Below are 20,263 nucleotides of genomic sequence, written 5' to 3' on the forward strand. Positions count from 1 at the left end.
ACAAGAGGAATAAGCGGTAGCAAAGCCGGTTGCGAGAAGGCGCGCGAATCACCGCGCGCCTTCTCGTACGGTGATTCGAATGAGCGTCGAGCTTCGCATATCGAAGCGATGCGGGCGCTATGCTTTCCTTCTCGTTAAGAAAAGCCCTGCGATTGCACCGATAAGTACAATGGGCGCCAACCTGACGAATAGCCATTCGAACGCATGAAAGCCTACACCCAGAACAGCGGTTTCAGGGTCATAGTAGTTCCAGCTCAAATAGGGGCTATTCGATACGATTAAGACCGCTGATATTGCTACCACGAGAGAGCACAGCGCTACCAGCGATCCTCGAATGATTCTTCGTCTGGCGATCCTCTTTTGTGCGAGTTGCAAATTTACAATCTCTAGTTTTTCTGAAATCGCCTTCAGGTCGTCAACTTTGGCTTCCGCAACGGTTTCCCCAAGCAGGGTGCTCACGGGGGTCTCCAGCACCTCCGATAGGGAAATCAGCATATCCGAGTCGGGAACCGACAATCCTTGCTCCCATTTCGAGATCGTTTGCCGTACAACATTCAATGCGATGGCAAGTTCTTGCTGTGAAAGCCCTTTGGATTTCCTCATGGCCTTAATGTTTTCGCTGAGCAATGTATCTGTCCTCCTTTTGATTTCCTCGCATTATCGTACGAGGGATTGCCCGTTGCCACAAGCAACGCATACTGACATGCAGGTTGCTCGTAACCGAAGTCTTGGAAGCCAGCACAATCGGCCATCCTGTTTGCCGTGCACCCGGCGAGCGCATGGATTGCCCGCGTATCGCGCGGTGCCAAACCGCTTATCGTGCGCAACTCTGGTATCCTTGACGGTATCGGAAAGGCGGCAGCGATGGGCGATAACGACAAGAGAACAGGTGGTATCTTCGAGGCGGACAAGGCGAGCTTGATCTTCGCGAAGAAACACGAGCTTCCCCTCGCCATGCCGCCTTGCGCGGGGTTCGCGCCCCAGAATCCCTACGGATGGGTGAGCGGTGCCATGCCTGCTCCCGGCAAAGACGAGAAGTACATCGTCGAGTTCCTCGGTAAGACCACGTACCGTGTCATCGCCTACTTCGACAAGTTCGCCCGCGTGTTCGCCGTCGACCAGCCTATCACGTACCCACCCGCCCAAACCCCCGATCTTACGGTTTCCCATTATCCCGAACGATCGGGAAAGGCGTGCCAGCGCGGTTGCATCGAGGTGCTCGATCCCAACGGCGAGATGCGCCTCGTTGCCGAATACCGGTTCGAGCGAGGACGCTATTTCATTGAGGGGTCGTGGTTCGACTTCGGTCCTTTCAGCGAGAACCTTACCTACGAGGATTTCATCGCGCGGATATACCTCGCGTTCGTATACCGTCCCGCACTTTGCGCAACGCAGCCGCCCTTGTACGGGATCGACAACGTTGACGAGGCGCTCCGGAAAAGCAAGCCCCTCGATGCGATGAACCGTATTGTCGAGGTCGTCGCCGGAGCCGATGCCGATGCGGCGCTTACGGCGCCGGGCCTCGAGCGATGTTTGGTCAGATGGCTTGCCGAGGCGGGTTTGGGAACCGAGCGCGCGGTGGAGCTGAGCCGTATGGCCAAAGGCGATCCGTTGCGGCTCATCCGCACGAAGCGGTATGCCGATACGTACTACCTCGGTACGAGCGACGACGAGGCGGCGGCTCCGTATCGCCGTATGGTATGGGCGCTCGAAGGCGCACTCAACCGCTATCTCCTCTCGGCGGAATCGCTCGGGGCGAAAGCGAATACCGCGCATGAGGCGGAAGCCGGGCAATGGGACTACTACCTCATCGAATCCATCGCTCGCCAGATGCCCCTTGCGGAGGCGCCGGCCGATGCCCAGGGCGCCCGAGCGGGCGAATGGTCCGTGCGCCTCGGCATCGCGGAGGCAATCGAGCGGTTGCGCCTCCCGTTTCGTTTCACAACGGATTTCAGAACGAACGCCGCAGGCGGCATGGCAGCGTTCGACGCCGTGGTTCCGGACGTTTCCCTTATGCCGGCAACCCGATGGCCACAGGGCGTGGCCGGGTGGGTGGAGGTGTCGGCGTCGGAGCGGGAAGCTCAGGCCGTACGGTACGCCATGCGCGTCGCCATCATCCTCGCCGCCATCGCGTTCTCGCAGAGTCGGGCAATCGATAGCGTGAGGGTCGCCGTGCGGACGGTGTCAGATAGCCTCGAAGCGGGGGGCGGATCGGGGGAATTTCCCCAAGACGAGCCGCCCCGTCTGTTCTCCGTCGAGTTCGAGAGGTCTGCGTTCTGCGCGAACGGGGCGTACCGCCAGGCGGGCGAGGGCGATCCTGCACCGTTTTTCGCGTGGCTCGGCGTGACGGTCGGACAGCCCGGTATCGAGTCGCCCTTCGAGGACGAGCGGCTGGCAAACCCCTTGCGCGGTATGCAGCCCGAGATCGTCGATCAGCCCGTGCCCGAATCAGCCCGTGCGGCGCTCGGGGCGAACGAGTTGTCCGACCTGGCGGTGAACTACAATGCGAAACGGCGTTCCATCGGCGAGCGGTTGGCCGATTCGATAGCGAAGGCTTCGACCACCACCGAGCGCGTCCGCATCGTCACCGCGATGCGGGGCGAATCGAACGACCCCGATATCCAAGACGCGTGCACGGATCTCATGGTGGCGTTGACCGCCGACGAGGTTGATCCGAACGACCAGAACGCGGTGGTGAACAAGTTCCTCGGCGAAGACGAGCTTATGGCCGCGATCATGCAGTCGCGTTCGATTGCCGAAAAAGGCGAGCTTGACGAAGCGGTTATGGTGCTTGCCGCCGCGATTGGGAAAGCCGATCTTTCCGACAGGTTCGCCGATGTTCCCGATACCGTGTTTCGTTGCTTCGAATCCTACGCCTCCCGCGTTGTGTACAATCGCGGACGGCTTGCGGGCTTGTTCGGGCAGGATGCGGACCGTCAGGTGAAGCTTGCTCCCGACTCGCTGTATTTCTGCTGCCTCGAAGCGGTGAAGCTCCTCGAGCATTCGTTCGATCGAACCGAGGAAGCCCTTGGATACGGCAGGCGCTGCATCGGGCTTGCGCCGATGGGCGGTCCAGGGTATTTGCAGATGGCGCGCACGTACATGCTCGTCGGCGACATGGACAATACGGTTGCTACCATCAACCGCTACCTCGAAACGGCTTTTCTTCCCAACGAAATCGCAATGGGGTACTATCAGCTTGCGTATGCCGAATGGAAGGCCGGTCGGCTGCAGACGGGGGTGGCGGGCTACCTGAAGTCGATGACTACTTCGCCTATCGTCTACGAACAGGCGCGGCTGGAGCTCGAGGAGCTGTTGAACGACCCAGGGGCGAAGCTGCTTTCCCCCGACGAGGTCGACGGGGTACTTGCTGAGAACCGTATCGTGGTGGCACCGACTGAGACCGTGCTCGACTGGCTGCTCGAGGCTTCGGCAGCGGCGGTGGATGCGGAGCTGTTCGTTATCGCCCGCAGCACGCTTGCCGCTTACTGCCAGCATCGTCCCGACGATGCCATCGTAAACGTATTTCGCTCGCTGGGCGATTAGAGAAAGGAACTCAAGATGTCATTGCAGGCTCCCGAAGGCACGAAGGACATGTTGCCCGATGAGGCGAAATTCTGGAACCGCTTCAAGCAAACGGCTGCCGAGGTGTTCGGGCGCTACGGCTATCTGCCGATCGAGACGCCGATGTTCGAGCAGACCGAGCTGTTCGTGCGCGGCATCGGCGAGGCGACCGATGTGGTGTCGAAGGAGATGTTCCAGGCGATCTCGGGCGAGAATCTGAAGAAGCTCCTGGCGGGTGAGAGCATCAAGGGCAAGAGCCGTCTCTCGCTGCGCCCCGAGGGGACCGCGGGCGTTGTGCGCGCCGTCGTGCAGCACGATCTCGTACCGCAGGGTGCGGCTCCGGTGAAACTCATGTACGCGGGGCCGATGTTTCGCGCCGAACGTCCCCAGAAGGGGCGGTACCGCCAGTTCAACCAGATCGGCGTGGAGTGCTTGGGTGCCGAAGCGCCGACCACCGACGCCGAGGTCATCATCATGCTCATGAGGTTCTTTGCGGCTATCGGCATCCCCGAGCGATCGATGCGCCTGCTCTTGAACTCGATGGGCTGCGAGAAGTGCCGTCCCGCCTATCGCGAGCGCGTGCGCGCCTACATGGAAGAGCATGAAGGTGAACTCTGCGACGAGTGCATGCGCCGCGCCGAAATCAATCCCCTGCGCGCCTTCGATTGCAAGAACCCGTCGTGTTCGGCGGTCATGGAAGAGGCGCCGAAGATCACCGATTACCTGTGCGACGATTGCAAGGAGCACTACGCTGCCGTTAAGTCGTATCTCGACGCGGCATCGATCGACTATGTGGAGGATACCCGTTTGGTCCGCGGCCTCGACTACTATACGCGCACCGTGTTCGAGGTCCAGGTGGTCGACGGCCTCGGGTCGCAGAACGCAATCGGCGGCGGAGGCCGCTACGACAAGCTCGCCGAAGAGGTGGGCGGCCGTCCGACTTCGGGTCTCGGGTTCGCCCTCGGCTACGAACGCTGCGTGCTCGCCCTGCAAGCGGCGGGAGTCGAGTTCGCCCCTGCGGCGCGCTGCGACTTCTTCGTGGCATGCGTGGATGAGACAACGCGCTCGGCCGCGTTCGAGCTTCTGCAGATGGCGCGCGACGCGGGCATCGTCGGCGAGATGGACCATCAGGGGCGCAGCCTCAAGAGTCAGTTCAAGCTCGCCGATAAGCTCGGTGCGCGCCGCGTGGTGATTCTCGGGCCCGACGAGCTCGCCGAAGGCAAGATGAAAGTTCGCGATATGGGCACCCGCCGCGAGGCGCTCGTGGACATTGCGACCGTAAGGGAGCTGCTCGCACATTTCGGCGGTCTGCCCTACGGCGGCGAACCCGTGCCGCAGCTCGAAGAGGTGTTTCCCGTCGGCGAAGGGGAATAAGCGCGTTTGCCGTCCCCACTCCGCTGAAGCGCGAGGTAAAGCTTCGAGGCAGTCCGATTCGAGTCAAATGAGCAAAGAGCCCGCTAGCGGGCTCTTTGCAATTAGGGGGATGAGCGGGGTCGGTTTAGCCGAGGTACGCTCCGACCGACTTGCCGCATTCGCGGCCGAGCGTGATGGCCATGCCGAGGCTGCAGCCGGGAATGGGGGTGATGTACTCGTAGCCGAAGCGGCGGCCGCAATCGTTGCCCGAAACGTAGAGTCCGGGGATCGGCTCGAAGTTCTCATCGAGCGCGTTCTGCTCGCCGTCGGTGATGATGCCGCCGCAGGTGACCATCGTTTCGCCGAGAACCGGGTCGAACGTGCAGGCGAAAAACGGCGGTTCTTTTACGGGGAAGAGAACCGCCTTATCGCGTCCGAATTCTTGGTCGGCGCCCGCTTCGCAATAGGCGTTGTAGTTGTTGATCGTTTCGACGAAGTTCGTTGCCGCCTCACCGGTCAGGCCGAGCTGGCCCGCCAGACCTTCGAGCGTGTCGTCGGCAATGAAATCGATCGTGGTGACCGGCCCCATGCCGCCGCCTTCCCCTTCTTCCTTCTCGGGCTCCTCGTAGGTTCCCTTGAAGATCGCATATGCCTTGTCGAGCGATTCCTGTAGCGAGGCGATGTTCTCCTCGGTGGCCGTGAACCCGGCGTGCTGCGGGATGGTGTACTGGCGGTACTCGGGGAAGTTGGCGTCGCACACGGCGAACTTGGTCTTGCGGCTCTTGTATACGGTGGCGAGTCCGCGCTGCTCGGAGGTGGCGTAGTACTCGTTGCAGAAGCGCTTGCCGTTCTCGTCGATCCAGACGGACTGCGGCAGGCAGTTCATCTTGCCGGGAAGCGAAAGCCCCTTCATGTTCATGCCGGGGATGGGGCAGGTTTCGAGGTGCGCGCCTGCCCAGTAGGCCATCTGCACGCCGCGGCCGTCGTTGGCCGACATGGAGGTGAGCTGCTCGTCGCCGACGAGCGCGTGGTACATGTCGGGCATAAGGTCGGCCATCATTTCGGGGTTGCCGCCGAAACCTCCGCAAGCGATGACGACGGCTTTGGCGTTGAGCTTCAGGTTGCCATCGGCGTTTTTAGCGGCAAGGCCCGCCACCTGGCCGTTATCCATGATGACGTAGAGGGCCTCGGTGCCGAAGAGGAACTCGGCACCTTTATCCTGCGCAACGGCGCGGTTGTACTCGTGAATCTTGGTTTGGTTGCAATCGCCGTAGAAGCTGCAGACGCTCGGCCAGAACTTGATGGGACCGATGTTGTCGAGCTGATGGGCGGTTTTGGGGAAGAAGGCCGTCGTCATGGTGGCAAAGTCTTCTTCGGAAAGCTCCGAGAGGTACCAGTCGGAGTTCTCGCCCGAGTGCTGGGCGAACTTCATAACGAGTTCTTGGTTGGGGTAGTTTCCGGTGACGGTCATCCAGTTCTGGAAGAATTCCACGGGGTCGATCTCGGGAACGCCGCGCTCCTTGAGGATGGAGGCGTTGAGCGCTGCGAACTCGTTGCCCACGGCGGCGTACGTGTCTTCGGGCTGCTTTTCAACGAGGATCACCTTGTAGCCTTCTTCGGCGAGTTCCCGGCATGCGGTGATGCCGGCGAACCCGTGCCCGCATACGACTACATCGCAGTCGTACTCCTTGGCGAAGTCGGTGATTTCGGCAGGCGGGGTCTTCCAGCTCGATTCCGCTGCCGACCCCTGCTCGGCCTGGGCTGTTCCGCTCGTGTTCGATGCGGGCGAGCAGCCTGCGAGCCCGGCTCCTGCCGCGACGGCCGCCGTCGCTCCGAGGCCGAGAAACGCGCGCCGTGAGATTCCTGATTTCATGATAGCCATGATTCCTCCCTTGTCTCCTTGGTACCGATCGATCTGCGTTCGCTTATCCAATCGGCTTTTTCGGTTCCCGTTGGGAACGAACGCTTCGAGGGCACTCTACGGTGTGCCGCCGTCGGTGAAAATCGCTGCGATGGGGGAATTTGCTGAAACGAGGTCGCCCGAAACCGCGAGGCGGACGGGACGCGTCCTCGCGGTTTTGGGGTAGTTGCAACAAGGTTGCAGGTGAGAAGGTTGTTTTGCGATGGCAGGCGAAACGGGCGCATGCAGGCGGCGACGAAGCCCGTTTCGAATCAAAGCCTCATTTTGCATGAGATTTACGATTGTGACTCCATGTAGGTAAGAAGCGCAGAATTTGATCTGCGGGTTTCGTGCGGCTGCATATGGTTATCGTGCCATTAATCAGCCTCGAGGGTTCACTATCGCAAATCTCATGCAGGAACCCCCTCGCACGGCAACCTCGCTGACCTCATCCTGCCGCCGAACCGATATTGGCATGCGGTCGAACAGGGCAGGGACCGCTGAACCGCCGCCGAACGCCTGCGCGGCCGTCCCGACCTCGGTTGAGCGGCGGACTTCCGGTCATTCGTGATGTTGGGTCCGCTGCGCGATTGGACAAAACGGCACATGCGCCCAAACGAAATGGCGTCATGTTTCTTGGGGTATACTGTGGGCGGTAACGACCATGCGCGACGGAGGTGGAAGCAGTGCGTTTTTCGCAGGAGTTCAAACTCGAAACGTTGGCGTTCATCGCCTTCTTCGCAACGCTGCCGCTCTACTCGCCCAATCTTGTCTTGTTTTCGGAATACGGCGCTGCGGATGCGCTCATGCCGCCGTTCGTGAATACGATGATGGTGGTCGCCGCCCTTGCCGGAGCGGTTTCGGCGTGGTTCGCCTTTCGGCGCAATGCTGCGCTGTTCGCAACCCCGCAGCTCGTCATTTCATCTTCGGTGCTCTATGTCGGCGGGTTCGCCCTCTTCGTTGCGGGACTCGGAGTCGAGGGATTCGGCAACGAAGGCGTGATGATCGCCGCAGGCGCCGCCGTTGCCTGCGGTATGGTTCCCCTCTGCATAGCGTGGGGCACGTACCTCGCCCTGTTCGACCTGCGTCAAGCGTTGTTCTATCTGGCCATCATGGTGGGTGCCGCATCGTTTATCGCGCTTATGCTCTCGTCGGTTGCCATCGAGCCCGGGTTGGTGGCGTTCGGGCTGCTCGCGCTGATCGGCGTGGCGCTTCCCTGCGTGAAGGCGGTAGGCGGAAAGCTCGACCGCGGCGGCGCCGACCTTCCGAGCCGCGACGGCGATCGCGAGCTCGGCTATCTTGTCGGCGGCTCGTCCGCCGCTTCGGCCGACGGGAAAACCGATGCCCGCGAGATGCTCGCCAACGTGCGCAGGATGGCTTCGGTTGCCGTGTTGCCGTTCGCGGGCTTGCTCGTGTTCGCATTCGTGATGGGCGTGCGCAAGTTCATGGTGTTCGATGCGTTCTACGTCGAGACGCTCGGGGGTATCGTGGCCGCTATCGTGGTGCTTCCCCTGAGTCTTCTCAAGATCGACCGGCCGCTCATGTCGTTTGTCTACCAGGTGTTCCTTCCGGTGTGCGCCATCGTGCTCGTCGTGCTCAACGCCTTTCCCTATGGCACGGTCGCCCAGTGGCTCGCGGCAACGCTCTCGTACGTGTTTTACGGCATCATCGGCATTCTCGCGCTTTCGAGCCTCTGCGCGATGGCCCATGCCCGCGAATTCTCGTCGCCGTTCATCTACGGACTGACGGTTGCGTGCTTCATGGCCGCATCGTTTCTCGGCATATCGTTCGGATCGGTTTCCGCGTTTGCCGAAAACGCGGGGCCTATCCTGCTCGTCATCAGCACGATGTACTTCGGATTCGTCGTGTTGGCTCCCTTGCTGTCGTCATGGAGACGGGAGGGCGCATCTGAGCGCGAGGTGCGCAGGGAGGGTGGCGGCGAAGCGCAGAGCGAACTCTCGCGGCGTATCGAGGCGGTTGCCGTGCGGTTCGAACTTTCGCCGCGCGAGACCGAGACGCTTTCGTATCTCGGTCGAGGGCACGGCATCGTGTTCATAGCGAAGACGCTCGTCATCTCTGAAAGCACGGTTCGCACCCATGTGAAGAGCATCTACCGCAAGCTCGACGTTTCGTCGCGCGAGGAGCTGCTCGAGCTGATCGACAAGGGGTAGGGACTCCGTTGCTCCGTTCGAAAGCTAGGATGCGTAGGAGGCTGGCGGGTCGTTCTGCCGATATCGAAGCGTCTTCCTGCGGAAAGCTACGCTCGCTCGGATTCGACCAGCTTGGCATAGTCTTGCCTTTGATGGAACAGATGCGCTACCACGACGGCATCGTCTTCGATGTAATAGAGGAATAGATACCTTCCCACAAGGGCGCAATGGTATCCGAGCTGTGCGAGCTCGGGCATGCGGGACGGCCCGTACGCTACGGTTTTCGAGCAGATGAGATCGAGCTGCAACTCGTACTCGTCTAGGAAGGCTTTTGCGGCATCTTTGCTGTGGCCAGCCAGATAGGCGACTATCTGGCTCAGTTCGCGATCGGCGCTCTCGAGGATACGGGGCCTATAGGTCATAATGCGCTCTCAGCGAGGCGATAGAGTCCTTGGCATTGGCGTGGGAGTTCGCTGCCCGTTCGCGCTCGGCTATCAGCATGCGCTCCATAATATGGTTTTTCGCTTGGAGCTCCCGTATCTCGTCGTAGTCCTTGCTGCGAATGACAACGAACTGATCGTAGCCGTTTTTCGTGACGATGACAGGTCCGGGCGATGTCTCCACAAGCTCGGCGAACGCCGCCGTGTCTCGTAAGTCTTTGATCGGTATGCAAGTTGGCATTGTGCCTCCTTCTAGTTTGACATAATTATAGCATTATCATGTATGCTCGAAAAGCTCGCCGAAACCGCCGGTGCCGTCCTGACTCCCGCGCCATCGCCTTCCGACGCGAAGTCCGAGCAGGTGCGATCGCGTTCGTTTTCCATGAAAAGATGCTCTCGGGGGTTGGTTTGTCGGCGTTACCTAGTACAATAACTAGGTTTGAGTGACGTTCGCCGTTGCCGGGGCATCCGCGTGGCGAATACCAATAGCAACGCTGAGGAGCAAGAACAGATGACGGACTTTATGAACGAGTACTGCATGCACACCGCAACGTGCGGCGAGCTGCGAGCTGAGGATGTGGGCCGCGAGGTCGTGCTGACCGGCTGGGCGTGGCACAACCGCGACCACGGCGGGCTGATCTTCATCGACCTGCGCGATCGTGCGGGCTACACGCAGGTGGTCGTCGACCCCGATTGCGTGAGCGCCGATGATTTTGCGAAAGCCGAGCACCTGGGCCGCGAGTACGTGCTCAAGATCACGGGCACGGTGCGCGACCGCGGGGCCGAGGCAGTGAACCCCAACATGGCTACCGGCGAAATCGAAGTGCTGGCCAGCTCCGTCGACGTGCTCAACACGAGCGTGACGCCCCCGTTCTCCATCGAAGACGGCATCGAAACCGACGAGACCACCCGCATGAAGTGGCGCTACCTCGACCTTCGCCGCCCTGAGATGTTCGATGCGATCCATCTGCGCCATAAGGTCGCCCAGGCGATGCGCACGGCCTTGAACGAGCGCGGCTTCCTCGAGGTCGAGACGCCGATCCTCGCGAATTCCACGCCCGAGGGCGCGCGCGACTACATCGTGCCGAGCCGTCCGAACCCGGGCCGCTTCTACGCGCTTCCGCAGAGCCCCCAGCAGTTCAAGCAGATGCTCATGGTGGGCGGTATCGAGCGCTACTACCAGATCGCGCGGTGCTTCCGCGACGAGGACCTGCGCGCCGACCGTCAGCCCGAGTTCACGCAAGTCGATATCGAGATGAGCTTCGTCGAGGAAGACGACGTGCTGAAGCTCATGGAAGACGTGATGGCCGAGGTGCTTGCCGCCGTCGGCGTCGAGCACGAATTCCCGCTCGAGCGCATGCCTTACGCCGAGGCGATGGACCGCTTCGGAAACGACCGCCCCGATACGCGCTTCGGCATGGAGCTCGTGAACGTGACCGATATCGTGAAGGATTCGGGCTTCAAGGTGTTTTCGAGCGTGGCCCAATCGGGCGGCATCGTGAAGGCCATCAATGCGAAGGGTGCGGGCGATTGGAGCCGCGGCGAGGTCGAAAAGCTCGCCGACATCGCCGCCGAGAACGGCGCGAAGGGCATGGCCTGGATCGCGTTCACCTCCGACGGCAACGAGAAGAGCCCCATCATCAAGTTCTTCTCCGACGAGGAGTTTGCAGCGCTCAAGCGTGCGCTCGACGTGGAGCCGGGCGATCTCGTGCTGTTCGCCGCCGACAAGCCCGACGTGGCGAACGCCGTGCTCTCGGCGTTGCGCCTGCATATGGCCGACGCGCTCGACGTACCGCGCGAGGGCCACAAGCTCATGTGGGTCGTGAACTTCCCGATGTTCAAGTACGACGAGGACGAGAAGAAGTACGCAGCCGAGCACCATCCGTTTACGCAGATCCGCTACGAGGACGTCGATAAGATCGAGGATGCACCGCTCGAATGCGGCAGCTACTCCTACGACCTCGTCATGGACGGCTTCGAAGCGGGCGGCGGTACCATCCGTATCCACAACGCCGACATGCAGCGCCGCGTGCTGCGCAGGCTCGGTCTGACCGACGAGGAGATCGACGAGAAGTTCGGCCATCTCATCCACGCCCTCGAACTCGGTGCGCCCCCGCACGGCGGCATCGCGCTCGGCCTCGACCGTTTGGTCATGCTGCTTGCGAACAAGAAATCGATCCGCGACGTCATCGCGTTCCCGAAGACGAGCTCGGCATCCGATCCGATGACCGGCGCTCCAAGCTCCGTCACCGCGCGCCAGCTCAAGGAAGTGAACCTGCGCACGCTGTAGCCAGGTGTTCAACGGGATTTATCGGGGCCGCATCCGCTGGGTGCGGCCCCGTTTCGTTTCGACGCTCAAAGCGATTGGGGTGTAACCCAGCGGATGTACCCGCTGAAGCCAATCATGGAATAAACCGAACCAATCGAACCTATTTGTTGAAATAGTATTGCGCGCGGAGCCTTTGATCTTCATGATGAGTCGACTACGCAAAAACCATGCGTGTCGCCCGGGGGAAGTGCGATGCGTTTGACGAGAGAAACGAGACCCGCATGAAGATCATTGCCGACTCTTCGGTTATGTTCGACATCGAGCAGGGAAGGCGGCACGGTATCGAGATCCTGCCCCTGTCGGTCGCCATCGGGAGCGAAACTTGGGCCGAATACGAGCAGATGAGCTCCGACGAGTTCCTTGCGCGCGTGCGGGCCGGAGCCCTGCCGCAGAGTTCTTCTCCGTCTCCTGCGGCGACGCTTGCCGCCTACGAAACCGATGAGGAGGTCGTGCACCTCGCGATGGCGGACGGCTTGTCGGGGGCGTACGAGGTTGCATGCGGCCTCGCGAAGCAGGCGAGGCACCCCGAGCGGATCCATGTGGTCAATTCGAGAACGCTCTGCATTCCCCACAGGGCTTTAGCTCTCTGTGCAGTCGAATTTGCCAAGCAATGCGATAGCGCCGAGGAGGTCGTCAGCCGCCTGCTGCCCATAATCGAAAGTGCCCATTCGTATCTGCTGCCCGAAGATTTCGATTACCTGCGTCGTGGGGGACGGTTGACCCCTTTGGCGGCGAAGTTCGCCCATCTGCTCAAAGCGGTTCCCGTGATGATGCAGACGTCCGACGGCACGCGTCTTGAGCGTTTGACGGTTGCGCGAGGCTTCGGCAAGGCGCTCAATGCCGTTATCGGCGATCTGAGAAAACGCGGTATCACCGATACCAGCTACCTCGGCGTGAGTCATGCCGGCAACATCAAGCAGGCCCGCGTGGCGCAGGAGGCGTTGGCCGAGGCGTTCCCCTCATGCGAAAACGGCCTGTTCGAGCTGGGTCCCGCGTTCATAACGCAGGGCGGCCCCGATTGCATAGCGATCCAGGCCATCGACCTCAAAGCGGTACCGAACCTGCCGATGGGTTAGGTTGACGGCGCACCCGTCGATGTGTGCCGCTCGGGGTGGCGCGTTTGCTCGTTCTGGATTGACGAGACGGGCTTTCGCATGCGGGATGACCGACTGCGGCGAAACGCCGGGCGCGATGTAGGTTGCGCCCGGCGTTTGCTGATGGCAGCGCTTTTTTACAGGCTGTCCACGTAGGAGACCAGGTCTCCTACTGTTGCGAGACCCTCGGGCTCGCCGAAGTCGATCTCGCACTTCTCCTCAAGGTCGCAGATCAGCTCGACCATGTCGAGGGAATCGACGCCGAGCGAATCGAACGTGGATTCTTCGTTAACCTGATCGGGTGCGATATCGAGGTTCTCCTGCAGGATTTCCTTAACCGTATCGATGGTGGCCATGTTCGTGTTACCTCCTGTTCTTCGATGCCGTCCATTGTACTAGAGTGCGCTTGCTCGGATGCTGTGAACGTACCGAGGATTACCTGTGTAGCATGCAACGAACATCATTCCCCATCCGTTTGTTTGTCGAGGGCTTGTGGGCGATTCGTGCAAGGCCTGTTGGGCCGAACCGCGTTTCAGGTTGTTTTCAGGTGCGGCCGATACAGTTCGGGTTGCGTCCGGACGCACAACGAAGGGACAGGGCATGGACCGAGAGACGAACGAAAGCCGTACGCGCTGTTGCGCGGAAGCGGGCTCGCCGCGCACCGCGCGCTGTACACCGCATGGGCGGCGCGGGGTGTTCCTGAAAGCGGGGTTTGCCTGCATCTTCGCGTCGGCGGCGGCATTCGCTGCCGTGTTCGGCCCCATCGGCGACCCCGTTGCCAGTGCGGCGGAGCTCAGCCTTGCAGATCGTGTGAGCGCCGCAGCGGCGGCAAGCGAAGCCGCGCGGACCGTCGGTTCGGCATCTGCAACCGTAGAGGTTCCATCGCTCCTTCAAAACCCCGAGCTTCCGACCGGATGCGAATCGGTCGCCTTGACCGACGTGCTCCTTTTCTACGGATTCGATCTCGAGAAAACCGACATAGCCGATTGGTGGCTGCCCACAAGCTCGACCGATTTCGTCTTCTCGTTCCTCGGCGATCCCCGCGATGCGGCGTCCCATGCCTGCCTTGCGCCCTGCATCGCGCAGACGGCAAACTCCTATTTGTCCGACTGCGGATCGGCTCTTTCGGCGTCCGATATGACCGGCTGGACGTTTTCCGAAGTGCTCGCCAAGGTGGAGAGCGGATGCCCGGTAATCGTTTGGGCTACAGTCGACCTCAAGGATCCGGGAGACGAGCCGTATCTGACCCAATGGGAGAACGGCCGCCTGTACGGATTGTACGCGAACAACCACTGTATGGTGGTGTGCGGTTTCGATACCGAGGCGTCGACGGTTACCGTATGCGATCCGCTCGAGGGGATCGTCGATTACGATATGGGCTTGCTGGCCGAACGGTTTGTCGAACTCGGTTCGCAGGCGGTTGTAATCGAATGATGCTCTGCCTCAGCGCACAGGCTCCTTTGAGAAAAGCGAGGGCCGGTCGCCATCGTGGCGCGTCGGGGTGAGCTGGATGGCAAGCTCCTCGACGGCCGTAATCGATGCGAGGGCGCACAGCGCATAGAGCGCTTCTCCGGATGCGTTGGCGGCGAGCGCGAACGGGTAGAGGAATAAAAGCAATCCTGTCGCTTTGTTCCCCACGTATGGATCATGCCGAACATATACGATGCCGAATGAATGCCACGGCGGGGAGCAGAGCCGTGCGAGGGCGATGACCGCAAACCATACCCCGATAGAAAGCGGTGGATAGTATGTTGGGACGTGCTTCAGCGGTCCTCGAATCGTCGGGAGCGGTCGGCGGGGAACGGCAGCGCTTAGCCGATGCCCCTGGGGCATCCGATGCGCCCTATGCTACCATGGGCGCATCGGATGGAAGCGTGCAAGGGAGAATGCGATGTCGATCGCCAGAGTTCGGGACTATTTTCGGGAGCGTGGCTTCGAAGAGCGGATTCGCGAATACGAAACATCGAGTGCCACAGTCGATCTTGCGGCGCAGGCCGCTGGGTGCGAGGCGGCTCGCATCGCCAAGACCCTATCGTTTCATGGGAGCGAAGGCACCGTACTCGTGGTGGCTGCCGGAGATGCCCGCATCGATAACCAGAAGTTCAAAGCCCAGTTCTGCTGTAAGCCGAAAATGCTTGCGTTCGAGGAAGTGGAGCCTGCCATCGGCCATGCCGTCGGTGGCGTTTGTCCCTTTGCGGTGAACGAGGGGGTTGCCGTGTAGCTCGACGAATCGTTGCGTCGGTTCGAGACGGTGTTCCCTGCGTGCGGCAGCGACAACAGTGCAATCGAGCTTGCCATCTCCGAGCTTGAAGACCTTTCGGGCTCTCTCGGCTGGGTGGACGTGTGCAAGATCAGAGAGTCGTAGCTCTCAGGCGGGCGATGCGCTTGGCCAGCTCCTGCTGCTTGGTCGCTTCGTCCAGCGAGGGGTCGGCGTAGTCGTCGAATGCGGAGCACGGCATCTCGTCGCACTCTCCGCAGTGGGCGAAGCCTTTGTCGACGACGCAGCACTGGTAAAAGAAGCATCGGTTGAATCCCGCTTCTCGGGTCCAAGGCGCTTTCCCCTCAAGTTCGTTGCAGCCAGCGCACGAATGCGGGTATTCGGTGCAGTCTTCGGTGCAGCTCCAGCCGCAGCATGCTAGGTACATGGTGCTCCTTTTCCGGTTGATCGACGGGGCGCGGCAATCCTCGACGGCAAGCGGCGGCCCGCTACTCGGTAATAGCATACCATGATTGCCGTACGCGCGTCTGCCGGGTGCGGGGCATCGGATGTGGGTTACAATCGGGAAAAGGTTCTTTGACGCTGGTCGGATTGGATGGGTGGTATGGCCGAGGACGTGGTTTTTTCGGTGGTTCGCCATGGGCAGACGCTGTTCAACGTATTGCAGAAGGTACAGGGATGGTGCGATTCGCCGCTTACCGAGCGGGGGATCGCAGATGCGCGCATTCTCGGGAAAAAGCTCGCTTCCGTTTCGTTCGAAGCTGCGTATTCGAGCGACAGCGGCAGGGCGGTGGCGACGCTCGGCGAGGTTTTGAGCTTCAACGACGCTGCGCCGAAGCCGCACTCCGATCAGCGCTTGCGCGAATGGTGCTATGGCGATCTCGAAGGCGAATCGGGCACGAGGCTTCACGATGCGCTTGTCGAGGGGTTCGGAGCGGATCTGCCGATGACCGAACTCAACGGGCGCATGCCCGAGATCGCCGACGTCCTGGCCGATCATGATCGCTCGGGTCGATCCGAGCGATTCGATGCGATCGAGGAGCGCCTGATGTCGTTCTTTCTCGAAGCGGGAACGGCCGCTCTCGACGCGGGCGGCGGCAGGGTGCTCGTGGTGACCCATGCGTTCGTGGTCAAGACGCTCGTGTACCTCTACGCGCGCGACAGGGTGAACGAGAGACCCAAGATCGAGAACCTGAGCGTGACCGAATTGCGATTCGACGGGGATCGTTTCGAGATCGGGGGAATCGGTTTGACGGCGTAGGGAAAGGGGGCTTCGGCATGCGCTCGATAGCTCGGAGGATGATCGAACTCGTCCGTTGGGGTATCATAGCCCTTTGAGTCGATAGGAGGAAGGCGCATGGTCAGATCGGGCATCCGATCGTATCTCGATGCAGTACGGCAACAGCTAAGCGAAGCACCGGCTTCGTGGCTTGCGTTCGCCGCGCTGCTCGCGTGGATGTTCGGATTGTATTGGAGCGACCTGTTCGTTGCGCGCGTATCGACTGCGCAGTTCGACTTCCTGCAGCTGCGGGCGCTGTGGCTTGCCGTCGAGGCGGGCACGCTGCTCGTCGCATGCGCGTGCGTGCGGTTCGTTTCCGAGCGGTCGCTTCCCATTGCGGTCGGCGCAGGCACCTGCCTGTTCGCGGGTACGGTGCTCGTCCTGTTTGCGCCCGCCGATGCGGCTTCCGATGCTCTGAGGGTTGCGGGCGTCGCGCTCACCGGCTTCGGAAGCGCGGTGCTGCTGGTGCTGCAGGGCATCGGGTTCGCCCGCAAAGGCCCTAAGCCGCTTCTTATCAACGTGGCCCTCGCCCTGCTCGTTGCCTCGGTTTTCGACTCCGTCCTGCTGTACCTGTCTCCCGACCTTCAACCCATGATCGTTTCGCTGCTGCCGGTTATCTGCGTGGTTCTCCTTGCCGTATCGACGCGCAGCGGCACGGGCGCTTCGAGCGCGCCTCCGTCAGGCTCGGGCGACCCGAGCGCGGCCCCTTCCGGATCGGCCGCCTCGGATACCGCCCCATCTGGCTTCGGCGCATCTCCGAATCGCGCGATCGCGATCCGCGTTGTTGCCCTGCCGTTGGTGGTCGGGCTCGCTTACGGCCTGATGCAGCGCTTGACCGGCGATGCGTATACCTCGGGAGCCGCCGAGGTGAACATCGCAACCATCGTCTCGTTCTTCCTTTCGGCCGTATTCATCGCGCTTGCGGCCCTGTTCTTCGATTCTCGCAAACTCATTAAGCTCGTGTGCTTTGTGGCGATTCCCATCATCGGCATCGCATTCGTGATGCTCCCGCTGTTCTCGGACGCGGGCGAGGCCGCGCAGGCTATCTGCATTATCGGATTCAACAGCTTTTACTTTATGGTCTGGGCGCTTTGGGCGGGCGATCAGGGAGGCCTCGCTCTGCCGAAGCGATTCATCCTCGGACTGTTCGTGCTGGTTGGAGCCGAGTCACTCGGATCGCTGATCGGCATACAGGTCGTAACGGCCGTGCGTGATTCGGGTTCGACTCTGGCCGTGGTTTCTCTTGTGGTCGTATATCTGCTGCTGATGGCGGGGATATTCTCGTTCGATCGCTCGGGTGGTGCGCGGGAGGAGCAGGCGCAGCGGTCGATTGCGGCGTCGGACGACCCCGGGGCGAGCGGGCTTCTTGCGGGAACCGATGCCGCCGCACTTGACGGCTGGGCGAAGCGCTTCGGGCTCTCTGCGCGCGAGACCGAGGTATTCGAGCTGCTTGCGAAGGGGCGCAACCGGGTGTACATCTCGAAGACCCTGTTCATCTCCGACAATACGACGCGTACGCATATGAAGAACGTCTACCGCAAGCTCGGCGTGCACTCGCAGCAGGAGCTGATCGACCTGCTTGAGGGGAAGCGCGCAGGCGAAGCCGCCGAATAGCGGGCGCCGTTGGGGGGGGTTGCCGGCTGGACCGAGCTTTCCCTGCCGCGTGCCGCGGTCTTGTTTCGTTGCGGTTCTGCTTTGTCTCCTATGCCGCTTCCGGCGACAAGGTTGTTCCGATAATGCGGTTTTACGCGAAAACGGTCCGTAGATGGCGGCCAGTCGTCGTTTTGCGAAAAACAGGCAAGCGAGTTAGACAAGGTTTATTTTGTGACCTGCGGTTTCGCAGGTCAGCGTAACGCAATGGGCTCTGAAACCGCCTTCGAAGGCTGGTTATTTTCGCAAAACGACGATTGGTCGCCAGTGCATGGGATTATTTTGACAAAACCTCATTATCGATAAAACCGAGCAGTGGCACCCGGAGGCTCCCATTCGCAACTGCTTGCGAATGGGTGAAAAAGAGGGGGGAAGGAAGGGGGACGGGGGACGGATCGAAAGCCGAGCCGCAGGTGCAAGCAGTCGCGACGATGGGCGGGATCGACAAGCGGCCGCATGTCGATGAGGTCGGAATCGGCAAACGCCCGTCGCCTTACCGCGCTGTTCGGGGTGCAATCGAAGGAGGAGCCGAAGCGCGGCAAGACGCTTCGGCTCCGATTACATGCACGCACGGTGCGCCGCACGCGATGTGCTGGGCGTTTTACGCCTCCGACTCGGCAAGCGCGTGCTCGCCGGCGGCGCGGCCGAACGCGAGCGTGGAGAGGATGCCCGTGCCGGTTCCGGGATAGTAGGATCCCATGAATCCGCCTGCAACCTGGCCTGCGGCGTAGAGATGGGGGATAACCTCGCCCGCAGTGTCGAGCACCTGTGCGCTCGTGTTGATCTTCAGGCCGCCGAGGGCGCCGAGGTTGTAATCGTAGGTGCGTGTCGCGTAATACGGCGGCGTGTCGATGGCTTCAAGGCCGCATGCGCGGGTGGGGAACTGGCTGTCGCGCTTCTCGGGCGTTGCCATATCGGCGTTCCAGGTGTCGAGCGCTGCCTGGAGATTCGCGGCGGGCACGTCGATCTGGGCGGCGAGCTCTTCGACGGTGTCGGCTACGAGCACCGAACCGTCGGCGATCTCCTTGGAAAAGTCGTCGCTCATGGGGCTCACGCCGCCCACGACGGCACCGGTGAGAGCGGCTGCCTTCGAGTCGAAGACGCCCCAGGCGATATGGTCTTCCTGCGAGAAGACCGCACGAAGGACCCAGGCGTAGTGATCGGATTCGCTCACGAAGCGGCGGCCGTACTTGTTCACGATGATGCCGGGAACCTCGGGAACGCCCGGAAGGGTGGGTGTGCCGCCGATGTTTCCGGGCAGCCCGATGAACCCGCCCATACCGTCGAGCGCCGCACCGACCGACATGCCCATGCGCAGGCCGTCTCCGGTATTGGTCGCAACCGTGAGGGACCGGCCGTCCTCGAGCGCTTGCACCATGTGGTAGTTGAACGCTTTGGCGAACTCCTCGCTGCGGTCGTAGCTGCAGGTTGCGAGGATGACGGCCTTTTTGCCGCGATAGCGTTTGTTGTCGTCGGCAACGACGCCGGTCACAACGCCGTCGGCGTTCTGCACGAGCTCTTTGCCGGCGGTTTTGTAGACGAACTCGACACCGGCATCCTCCGCCGCCTTCAGCAGGGCGGCTACGTGCGCCTGTCCGTACATGAGGTCGTTCTCGTCGGTTCCCGCGAGGTGGATGCGGGGCTTGATCACCTCGGGATCGACGTTGGGTACGGTTCCGTTGCCGTACACCACTTCGTACTTGATGCCGAGGTCCTTCATGAACTCGATGCAGGATGGGGCTTGCTCGCAAGCGAAGCGGACGAGCTCTTCGTCTAACTGTCCTTCGCCGCATTGCAGGTAGTACTCGGCATGCTTCTCCGGGGTGTCGTCGCTCACGCCCGCGAACTGCTTTTGCTCTTCGGTGCCGGCCGCTTGGATGACACCCGAGGAGTTGGCGGTGTTGCCGCCCGCCATGGCCGCCGCTTCGAGTACGGTTACCTGCGCGCCGCCCTTCGCTGCGACGACGGCAGCCGCGAGTCCTGCTCCGCCTGCGCCTACGATGAGGATATCGGCCTCATGATCCCAGGTACCCGAATCGGCGGTCGACGCGCTTTCGCTCGGCGAACAGCCGGCAAGGCCGAACGCCGCCAAACCTGCTGCCGCGATGCCGGCACCTGCGAGAAAGTTCCTTCGTGTTACGTTTGTTTCCATGATTCCCTCCAGATTGAATCGACGTGCTCGCACGATAGCGGTGCGATGGGACGCACTATAGGTTCAAGCATGGTTTCGGGAATCACATAGGTGATGTGAAAAGCGATGTGAAAGATGTATCGGGGCAGGTGAAA

At 61.4% G+C, this 20,263-nt stretch carries 17 protein-coding genes; 9 read left to right on the forward strand and 8 right to left on the reverse strand.

Features of this window, described 5'->3' with window-relative positions; translation table 11 throughout:
• Positions 1 to 117: 117 nt before the first annotated feature.
• On the reverse strand, positions 118 to 627 hold the full coding sequence (locus tag MWL89_RS04060; RefSeq protein WP_244411854.1) for a helix-turn-helix domain-containing protein: 510 nt from the start codon (positions 625 to 627) through the stop codon (positions 118 to 120).
• Positions 628 to 864: 237 nt separating this feature from the next.
• Here MWL89_RS04060 and MWL89_RS04065 point away from each other — a divergent pair, with 237 nt between their 5' ends.
• Both MWL89_RS04065 and hisS read left to right on the forward strand, forming a co-directional pair.
• Positions 865 to 3,546: a hypothetical protein gene (locus MWL89_RS04065; protein WP_244411855.1), complete on the forward strand. Its 2,682-nt coding sequence runs from the start codon at positions 865 to 867 to the stop codon at positions 3,544 to 3,546.
• A gap of 15 nt (positions 3,547 to 3,561) precedes the next feature.
• On the forward strand, positions 3,562 to 4,938 hold the full coding sequence (gene hisS / locus MWL89_RS04070) for a histidine--tRNA ligase (RefSeq protein ID WP_244411856.1): 1,377 nt from the start codon (positions 3,562 to 3,564) through the stop codon (positions 4,936 to 4,938).
• A 124-nt stretch (positions 4,939 to 5,062) separates the two neighbouring features.
• On the opposite strand, the gene MWL89_RS04075 is transcribed toward hisS, so the two are convergent.
• Positions 5,063 to 6,799, reverse strand: a complete 1,737-nt coding sequence (locus MWL89_RS04075; protein ID WP_244411857.1) for an FAD-dependent oxidoreductase — start codon at positions 6,797 to 6,799, stop codon at positions 5,063 to 5,065.
• Positions 6,800 to 7,503: 704 nt separating this feature from the next.
• On the opposite strand from MWL89_RS04075, the gene MWL89_RS04080 reads away from it, so the two are divergent.
• Entirely contained in the window at positions 7,504 to 8,988 is a 1,485-nt protein-coding gene (locus tag MWL89_RS04080; protein ID WP_244411858.1) for a helix-turn-helix transcriptional regulator, read from the forward strand.
• Between the two features lie 86 nt (positions 8,989 to 9,074).
• Here MWL89_RS04080 and MWL89_RS04085 read toward each other — a convergent pair whose 3' ends face one another.
• A complete protein-coding gene (locus MWL89_RS04085; RefSeq protein ID WP_244411859.1) occupies positions 9,075 to 9,389 on the reverse strand; it encodes a type II toxin-antitoxin system RelE/ParE family toxin in 315 nt (104 codons plus the stop codon).
• A complete protein-coding gene (locus MWL89_RS04090) occupies positions 9,379 to 9,648 on the reverse strand; it encodes a type II toxin-antitoxin system prevent-host-death family antitoxin (RefSeq protein ID WP_244411860.1) in 270 nt (89 codons plus the stop codon). Before MWL89_RS04090 ends, MWL89_RS04085 begins: the two co-directional genes overlap by 11 nt.
• Positions 9,649 to 9,918: 270 nt before the next feature.
• Between MWL89_RS04090 and aspS the strand changes: the two genes are divergently transcribed.
• Positions 9,919 to 11,697 (forward strand): aspartate--tRNA ligase, encoded by a 1,779-nt coding sequence (aspS, locus tag MWL89_RS04095; protein ID WP_244411861.1) that lies wholly within the window; start codon positions 9,919 to 9,921, stop codon positions 11,695 to 11,697.
• Positions 11,698 to 11,957: 260 nt separating this feature from the next.
• Positions 11,958 to 12,812 carry a DegV family protein gene (locus MWL89_RS04100; protein ID WP_244411862.1) on the forward strand — a complete coding sequence of 285 codons (855 nt, stop codon included), beginning with the start codon at positions 11,958 to 11,960 and terminating at the stop codon, positions 12,810 to 12,812.
• 155 nt (positions 12,813 to 12,967) lie between these two features.
• Here the strand turns inward: MWL89_RS04100 and MWL89_RS04105 are convergent, their stop codons facing one another.
• Positions 12,968 to 13,186, reverse strand: coding sequence for an acyl carrier protein (locus MWL89_RS04105; protein WP_244411863.1), 219 nt, complete (start codon positions 13,184 to 13,186; stop codon positions 12,968 to 12,970).
• A gap of 244 nt (positions 13,187 to 13,430) precedes the next feature.
• On the opposite strand from MWL89_RS04105, the gene MWL89_RS04110 reads away from it, so the two are divergent.
• Positions 13,431 to 14,264 (forward strand): C39 family peptidase, encoded by an 834-nt coding sequence (locus MWL89_RS04110; protein ID WP_244411864.1) that lies wholly within the window; start codon positions 13,431 to 13,433, stop codon positions 14,262 to 14,264.
• 9 nt (positions 14,265 to 14,273) lie between these two features.
• Here MWL89_RS04110 and MWL89_RS04115 read toward each other — a convergent pair whose 3' ends face one another.
• The gene (locus MWL89_RS04115) at positions 14,274 to 14,468 is read right to left on the reverse strand and encodes a hypothetical protein (protein ID WP_244411865.1); all 195 of its coding nucleotides are present in this window, start codon (positions 14,466 to 14,468) and stop codon (positions 14,274 to 14,276) included.
• A 253-nt stretch (positions 14,469 to 14,721) separates the two neighbouring features.
• Here MWL89_RS04115 and MWL89_RS04120 point away from each other — a divergent pair, with 253 nt between their 5' ends.
• The gene (locus tag MWL89_RS04120) at positions 14,722 to 15,051 is read left to right on the forward strand and encodes a YbaK/EbsC family protein (protein WP_244411866.1); all 330 of its coding nucleotides are present in this window, start codon (positions 14,722 to 14,724) and stop codon (positions 15,049 to 15,051) included.
• Between the two features lie 130 nt (positions 15,052 to 15,181).
• Here MWL89_RS04120 and MWL89_RS04125 read toward each other — a convergent pair whose 3' ends face one another.
• Complete coding sequence (locus tag MWL89_RS04125; protein WP_244411867.1) at positions 15,182 to 15,475, reverse strand: DUF3795 domain-containing protein; 294 nt, start codon at positions 15,473 to 15,475, stop codon at positions 15,182 to 15,184.
• Between the two features lie 177 nt (positions 15,476 to 15,652).
• On the opposite strand from MWL89_RS04125, the gene MWL89_RS04130 reads away from it, so the two are divergent.
• The gene (locus MWL89_RS04130) at positions 15,653 to 16,309 is read left to right on the forward strand and encodes a histidine phosphatase family protein (protein WP_244411868.1); all 657 of its coding nucleotides are present in this window, start codon (positions 15,653 to 15,655) and stop codon (positions 16,307 to 16,309) included.
• Positions 16,310 to 16,405: 96 nt separating this feature from the next.
• Positions 16,406 to 17,941 carry a helix-turn-helix transcriptional regulator gene (locus tag MWL89_RS04135; protein WP_244411869.1) on the forward strand — a complete coding sequence of 512 codons (1,536 nt, stop codon included), beginning with the start codon at positions 16,406 to 16,408 and terminating at the stop codon, positions 17,939 to 17,941.
• A gap of 637 nt (positions 17,942 to 18,578) precedes the next feature.
• Here the strand turns inward: MWL89_RS04135 and MWL89_RS04140 are convergent.
• Positions 18,579 to 20,129, reverse strand: coding sequence for an FAD-dependent oxidoreductase (locus tag MWL89_RS04140; protein WP_244411870.1), 1,551 nt, complete (start codon positions 20,127 to 20,129; stop codon positions 18,579 to 18,581).
• Between the last annotated feature and the right edge of the window lie 134 nt (positions 20,130 to 20,263).

Source organism: Raoultibacter timonensis (assembly GCF_022845715.1).
GTDB lineage: Bacteria > Actinomycetota > Coriobacteriia > Coriobacteriales > Eggerthellaceae > Raoultibacter > Raoultibacter timonensis.